At 39.1% G+C, this 5,994-nt stretch carries 7 protein-coding genes; 4 read left to right on the top strand and 3 right to left on the bottom strand.

The window, feature by feature from the left end; translation table 11 throughout:
• Positions 1-220: hypothetical protein (locus PXH59_RS19920; protein ID WP_285811892.1), on the bottom strand; the 220-nt coding region annotated here is incomplete at its 3' end.
• Positions 221-256: 36 nt separating this feature from the next.
• Between PXH59_RS19920 and PXH59_RS19915 the strand changes: the two genes are divergently transcribed.
• The 4 genes from PXH59_RS19915 to PXH59_RS19900 all read left to right on the top strand — a co-directional run bounded on the left by PXH59_RS19915 (position 257) and on the right by PXH59_RS19900 (position 4,164).
• On the top strand, positions 257-1,243 hold the full coding sequence (locus PXH59_RS19915) for a protein rep (RefSeq protein ID WP_285811890.1): 987 nt from the start codon (positions 257-259) through the stop codon (positions 1,241-1,243).
• 262 nt (positions 1,244-1,505) lie between these two features.
• Positions 1,506-2,252 carry a hypothetical protein gene (locus PXH59_RS19910; RefSeq protein ID WP_285811888.1) on the top strand — a complete coding sequence of 249 codons (747 nt, stop codon included), beginning with the start codon at positions 1,506-1,508 and terminating at the stop codon, positions 2,250-2,252.
• A gap of 1,156 nt (positions 2,253-3,408) precedes the next feature.
• Positions 3,409-3,768: a tlde1 domain-containing protein gene (locus tag PXH59_RS19905; RefSeq protein WP_047770644.1), complete on the top strand. Its 360-nt coding sequence runs from the start codon at positions 3,409-3,411 to the stop codon at positions 3,766-3,768.
• 3 nt (positions 3,769-3,771) lie between these two features.
• Positions 3,772-4,164: a hypothetical protein gene (locus PXH59_RS19900; protein WP_047770645.1), complete on the top strand. Its 393-nt coding sequence runs from the start codon at positions 3,772-3,774 to the stop codon at positions 4,162-4,164.
• A 151-nt stretch (positions 4,165-4,315) separates the two neighbouring features.
• Here the strand turns inward: PXH59_RS19900 and PXH59_RS19895 are convergent, their stop codons facing one another.
• Positions 4,316-4,747: a helix-turn-helix domain-containing protein gene (locus tag PXH59_RS19895; protein ID WP_047770646.1), complete on the bottom strand. Its 432-nt coding sequence runs from the start codon at positions 4,745-4,747 to the stop codon at positions 4,316-4,318.
• A 213-nt stretch (positions 4,748-4,960) separates the two neighbouring features.
• Positions 4,961-5,239, bottom strand: a complete 279-nt coding sequence (locus PXH59_RS19890) for a hypothetical protein (RefSeq protein ID WP_285811884.1) — start codon at positions 5,237-5,239, stop codon at positions 4,961-4,963.
• Positions 5,240-5,994: the final 755 nt, after the last annotated feature.

Below are 5,994 nucleotides of genomic sequence, written 5' to 3'. Positions count from 1 at the left end.
GGATAAATGGCGGATGGTGAAATACGCTTAAACCCTTGCAGCACAGGGCTTTGAACCTAATTTGCCCGATAGATGGATTTGGGTATATTATTTTAACTGGTGATTGTGCTTTGAAATGAGAAATTTGCCCCCGCAATTGCGCTAACAATTCAGGGGCAGTGATCACCTTGGAAATTGGTATAATGTGTACAGCGAGAAGGTGATAAGAGGATGATAACATATCTTTTCTGCGCCCGCCCAGAGTGGAGCGGGCACGATGCAAGAATCTAACCGCCCTTTTCTGAGCGATTACAGTCCCTGTGATAAGCCCTGGGACACCCACAAAGGCCAGTCGGATGATGTCGGCGGGATTTACCTGCAAGCAGTCGAATATGAGGCGTATGCGACGCGTATGCGCGATTGTGGCGGCTTATTGCGTTTTGGGTGGTCTACGCTTGTCGAAACCGGAGAAACTCGTCTGAGGCTTCGTGAGGCGCATTTTTGCCGTGTCCGTCACTGCCCTGTCTGTCAGTGGAGGCGTTCGCTTATGTGGCAAGCCCGTTTTTATCAGTCACTGCCCCGTATTGTGGCAGATTTCCCGACTTCCCGTTGGATGTTCCTGACGTTGACCGTGCGTAATTGTCCGATTGAAAATCTGGGCGAAACGCTGACCTTAATGAATGCAGCATTTAAGCGCATGGAGAAACGAAAAGAGTTTAAGCCTGTTCAGGGCTGGATACGCACCACGGAGGTAACAAGGGGTAAGAATGGCAGCGCACACCCGCATTTTCATACCTTGATGATGGTGCCGCCGTCCATGTTTACGAAAAATTATGTGACTCATTATCGTTGGATGGAATTGTGGCGGGATTGCTTGCGGGTTGATTACGATCCGAATATCGATGTTCGGGCAGTTAAACCCAAGCCGCTGAAAGAGGGGGAGACGCTGATCAGTTCAACGGCTGGACTTATTCGTGGGGCGGTGTCTGAAACGTTGAAATACTCAACTAAGCCAGCGGATATGGTGGCTGACCCAGCATGGTTTCTGGAGTTGACCCGCCAAACGTTCAAACGTCGCTTTATTGCGACCGGAGGGGCGTTGAAAGATGTTCTGAAGCTGGATCAGGAAACTAACGAAGATTTGATTCTGGCGGACGAGATGGCGGACGGCTCTGATGATGGTTCACGGTTGGCATTCGGTTGGGAAGTCAATGAGCGCCGTTATCGTCGCTCGCCAGAACGAGACGGTAAAAGACGTGATTGATAACTTGTGATACAGATATCTCGTTTTATTAAAGTTCTTAGTGTTTTGATAAGAAGGGATTGAACCGTAGTCGATTGCGGAAAAATAAATCTTGGAAAATAGCAAATCATAAATAAACATAATTGTATTAATCATTACACATGTAATATTCATATTAATAAAATAAAAAACCACGTAGAGTAAATTTGTTTTATGAATTTTCACGATTAAATTAAAATATATTTTAATTTAAATGGTTCGCCTAATTTTATAAAGGATTTTTATGAAAGATATTGATTATGTGAAATTATTGGAAATGGATGTTTGTCCAGTGTGTGGAGAAAAAGATTGTATTTTGAAAATTCCTAAAGCTGTGCATCCTAAAAAAGTTATGCATGGTGTTGTGGAAGCTTATTGCAAAAATGATATGCTTAAGTTAAAGAAAATCATCATACAAAGATTTTCACCATTTAATAGGATGTTTAATCATAAATTTGTTTACGCTTTAGAAAATGACACCAGCATGAGTTCTATTGGTTTGCTTAAACACTATAGGGAATATTCAGGGGAGGAGATTTCTCTTTCTCGAATAGGGGTAGATGGAAGAATTAGGACTTTGATGAATAAAGAAGGTGCTTTTAAAAAGCCAAGTGGAACAAGCATTCATTCTCGTTTTCTTTCACAAATTAAAAATGGTGAGAGAGTTAGTTTTAGTAACGCTTATGATTTTGGAACTGAGTCTGCACACCCTAATGACCCGTTGTGGGCTATAGGTAGTGCAATAGTTAGTGGAAGATTATCTGATATTGAAGTAAAAGAAAGAGGGAATGGATATAATTTATTTGGTGTAGTTAATTATAAACTTTATGACAAATTCACGGATCCAGTTGATATATTTAATTGGTTTGAGAAAGATTGGAACCCATTAGGATCTCCTTTTGAAATTAAAGGAGAATGGCATCAACCTATAAGCATAGATATTGATAAAAATATATACGAGAATAAAATAAAACAGTTGCTTAATAAATAATAATTTTGTGGTTATAACATTGTGCGTTTAATGCACAATGTTATAAATGAACTCAGACAAATATAAAAAACAGTAAAATAGTGGCATAGATATAATCTCAGAAAAAATAAAAGTAACAATAGATAGAGTTGAATAAAATAGAGTTTTTTTGATATTTTTACCTGTGATGAAAAAATAACCTACGATAGTGAACAATATAAAAAAAACAAAAAATTTTATTACGTATAATACGATGAATATCATTTTTACATCCTTTGTATAAAAATTTATTAAATCATATAAACATATTAAAAATTTTTCAATTTATTAATTGACTATTGAGTCTTTTTGTTAAGTAGACGAGCGTCGTTATCGTCTTTTGCCTGAAAAAAGCGATAAGAAACCTAACTAAAACGTTTATGATTTATTTATGTATGGCATGGAGGTGGCGTCACTTGGTTTTTTTACCAAGTGACGCCGTTAAAAAACGGTTGTGAGCCCTGTCCGGCCTGTTTTCCTGAGAAATCGCACTCAGTGAAGCCACCTAAAAAAACCGGATACACCGTCCCTGTTGGGAATAAATTTCAGAAATTTTAAGATCAAATACGGGACAAGATGTGTTTTGTAGCACCGCCTGCACGCAGTCGTTGTTACAAAACTCTTGGTCAGGGCAAAGCCCCGACACCCCGCAAGACTATTTTTTGACGAGATTAAAAGTGAAAAACACCGGAAGGAATGAATTTTAGATGTCCGTTAGGACATGGAAGGCGGCTCACTAAAAGTCACTGGGATAGCCGTTTTTAATCCGCCGATACAAGGGGGGATTCCATCAGGGAACGCGATCCCCTTCATCCCTGCAAAGCCGTTTTTTAGCAATCTGTTTGCGACGCGAAAGTCAGACGGTCGAAGACAAAAGAACCCTCTCGATAATAAGACAGGCGTTGACTGACTGTCGGTTTTAGAAAGATAAATCTTCCAAATTTTAAATAGTGTAATTAATTTAAATTAAATTTATTGAAATGAAGTCTTATTTATCTGAATTAAATTAAAAAAACAAAATGTAATATTTTTTAACAAACAAACTTGTAAAGTTATTTAAACTACAAATAAAAAAGATGATAAAGTATATAAATCAAAGTAATTAGTTTTTTATTTTTTCGGAAAAAAGGAGTTTTAAATGGCTTGGATTTATCATCAGTACTCAGGCGAGTTATATCATGACGATAAATTAGTTTACCGTGACGGATATAGTGGAAAGGGAATACATAAAAATAACCCTGCCTCAGAATCTATACGTGGGAAAGGGCCAATCCCCAGAGGGCAATATACGATTGGAGGTTATACCAGTAGTAAAGGTGCAATGACTATTCATTTAGAGCCGCGTGAGGGTAACAATATGTACGGAAGAGATCTTTTTAGAATACATGGCGATAGCACAAAAAATCCTGGCGAAGCATCGGAGGGTTGTATAATTGTTGGAAAAAGTGCGAGAAGAGAAATAGTTGACTCCATGGACAGAGAGTTAATAGTGAAATAGATCATGAAAAAAAATATTTTATTTGCAATGTTATTTATTCCTACTATTGCTTTTTCTTCAACAAAAGATGATACCGAAAAAGCTTTAGATTATTGTGCAACTACTCAGTCTTGGGCTGCGCAAATTGTTATAACCAATTCTTATCGAAGAAATAATCAATTCGATAGAATGAAAGCAACTTCTTCTCTACTAGAACGAACTAGATTAGTAAAAAAAGGTAAGCCAATTATTCTTAAAGAATCGGGCCAGCTATATACACAAACATTAGAAATAACCATTCCGTATATTGATAAAAACAAAAAACCTGCTGTTTTTATTGCTTCATCAATTATTTCAGCAGAAGAATGCTCATTATCTGAGGTAGCCTATTTTGATATAACTCCTGAAATCGATTGAGAGGCGGCGTCACTTGGGTTTTTTACCAAGTGACGCCATTAAAAAAACGGCCATGAACCTTGTTCGACCTGCTTTCCTAAGACATCGTACTCAGTGAAACCACTTAAAAAAACTGGATATGTAATACTGTACATTTGTCTAGATTCGAGATTTAGGCCTTACCGCCCTGAATGACACTGAGACCGTTTTTAAGGGCTTTTTTGTGATTACTCACTGTTCCTTTCCAACCGAATTGCGGATTTAACCTATAGGTCTTGCTACGTCCGATTTTAGGGCCTTCGAGTATTATTCCAAATTCAATTAGATTTTTGATAGCTCTACTTACGCTAGCTTTATTCATTTTAAGTGATTCGCATATATCAACTTGGGCTATTTGGATGTAGTTTTCATAATCTAGATCGGCTAACAGTATCATTAGAACCTTTGTTTGTTCGTGATTAAGCTCTGTTGCAATGATTTTTAGTGCTGCTTGGTTCATGGTGAAGTGCCTCTCAAATGAAGATTTTTGTTTAGGGCGAATTACAGCTACAAATCCACCAATATCTTCTCCCGTTTCTAGGTCAATTTGGGTTATTCGTTTCATTGAAATTATCCGGAATAGTTAGCGCATGAGCTAACAATGTTAGCGCATGAGCTAACTATTGTCAAAAACTTTCCGCTTGTAGCAAGGGCTGCGAGAGATCCCCTTCTGTATCTTATTAGTCTTTGAGCACCTATTTTCATCAAATAGCGTGTATTAAAACCGGCTTTTAGTCGGGATCTGAGTGACCGAGTTCCTATGTCCGTTCAGGTGATATTACGCTTCCTCGATGGTTAGTTCGCTACGCTCAAACCATCTTGCGGCGAGCGTTGCTGGTAATCCTGCGGTGATTTTTTTGGGTTTTTGATTTTTAGCTTTACCGATGAAAAATGTTTGTGAAAAAGCTATCCAAGGCGGAATTGCTTTGCCTGGGAACGTCCGATCATTTGTTCCGATGCTGAGCCAACCGATGGTTATACGTTGGTGAATGGTGAGTACAAGCCGTTTATAAGGTATGAGCGGCAACCATGACGAGAAGCGGCCTAAAATCGACACAGAGCAAATATCTCCTTGTCATGAAACTACCGGTGATCTAATAGCAAAACGCCTCAGAGTGCACTCTGAGGCGTTTCTATCACATAAACCTGTAAGGGCGTCCACGGAAGAATTGAAAGCCTGCCTTTTGAATTTAAACCGTCAATGAGTTGGAAAAAAATTCAAAAAAAAATCACAGTAAGATCGGGTAAAAAACCGGGTCAAAGAGGGGACAAGATGTGTTTTGTAGCACCGCCTGCACGCAGTCGTTGTTACAAAACTCTTGGTCAGGGCAAAGCCCCGACACCCCGCAAGACTATTTTTTGACGAGATTAAAAGTGAAAAACACCGGAAGGAATGAATTTTAGATGTCCGTTAGGACATGGAAGGCGGCTCACTAAAAGTCACTGGGATAGCCGTTTTTAATCCGCCGATACAAGGGGGATTCCATCAGGGAACGCGATCCCCTTCATCCCTGCAAAGCCGTTTTTTAGCAATCTGTTTGCGACGCGAAAGTCAGACGGTCGGAGACAAAAGAACCGTTCAACTAGCACGGTAAATTTCCTTCTCGGTATATACACGAAGTTACGAGCTGTTCCTTTAAACCTTGTCTTTTTTTCATGATGACCTAGAGCCGGATGCGGGGTTCTGGGTTACCTGGGTTTACGTCAAAATTTTGACGTAATCGGGTATCTCGATTTAGGTGTTTTGTTTGGTTTTTTGGGGCCGGTTTTTGGGGCCTTTTTGGGGGTGATTTCCTTGTATTTATACTTAAG

The sequence above is a fragment of the Xenorhabdus bakwenae genome (assembly GCF_030272115.1).
Taxonomy (GTDB): domain Bacteria; phylum Pseudomonadota; class Gammaproteobacteria; order Enterobacterales; family Enterobacteriaceae; genus Xenorhabdus; species Xenorhabdus bakwenae.
This window is presented reverse-complemented; position numbering and strand designations above follow the sequence as displayed.

Excerpts from the sequence above, each read along its gene's own strand:
- PXH59_RS19915 (WP_285811890.1), top strand. The coding sequence starts at position 257 with ATGCAAGAATCTAACCGCCCTTTTCTGAGCGATTACAGTCCCTGTGAT.
- PXH59_RS19910 (WP_285811888.1), top strand. The coding sequence starts at position 1,506 with ATGAAAGATATTGATTATGTGAAATTATTGGAAATGGATGTTTGTCCA.
- PXH59_RS19905 (WP_047770644.1), top strand. The coding sequence starts at position 3,409 with ATGGCTTGGATTTATCATCAGTACTCAGGCGAGTTATATCATGACGAT.
- PXH59_RS19900 (WP_047770645.1), top strand. The coding sequence starts at position 3,772 with ATGAAAAAAAATATTTTATTTGCAATGTTATTTATTCCTACTATTGCT.
- PXH59_RS19895 (WP_047770646.1), bottom strand. The coding sequence starts at position 4,747 with ATGAAACGAATAACCCAAATTGACCTAGAAACGGGAGAAGATATTGGT.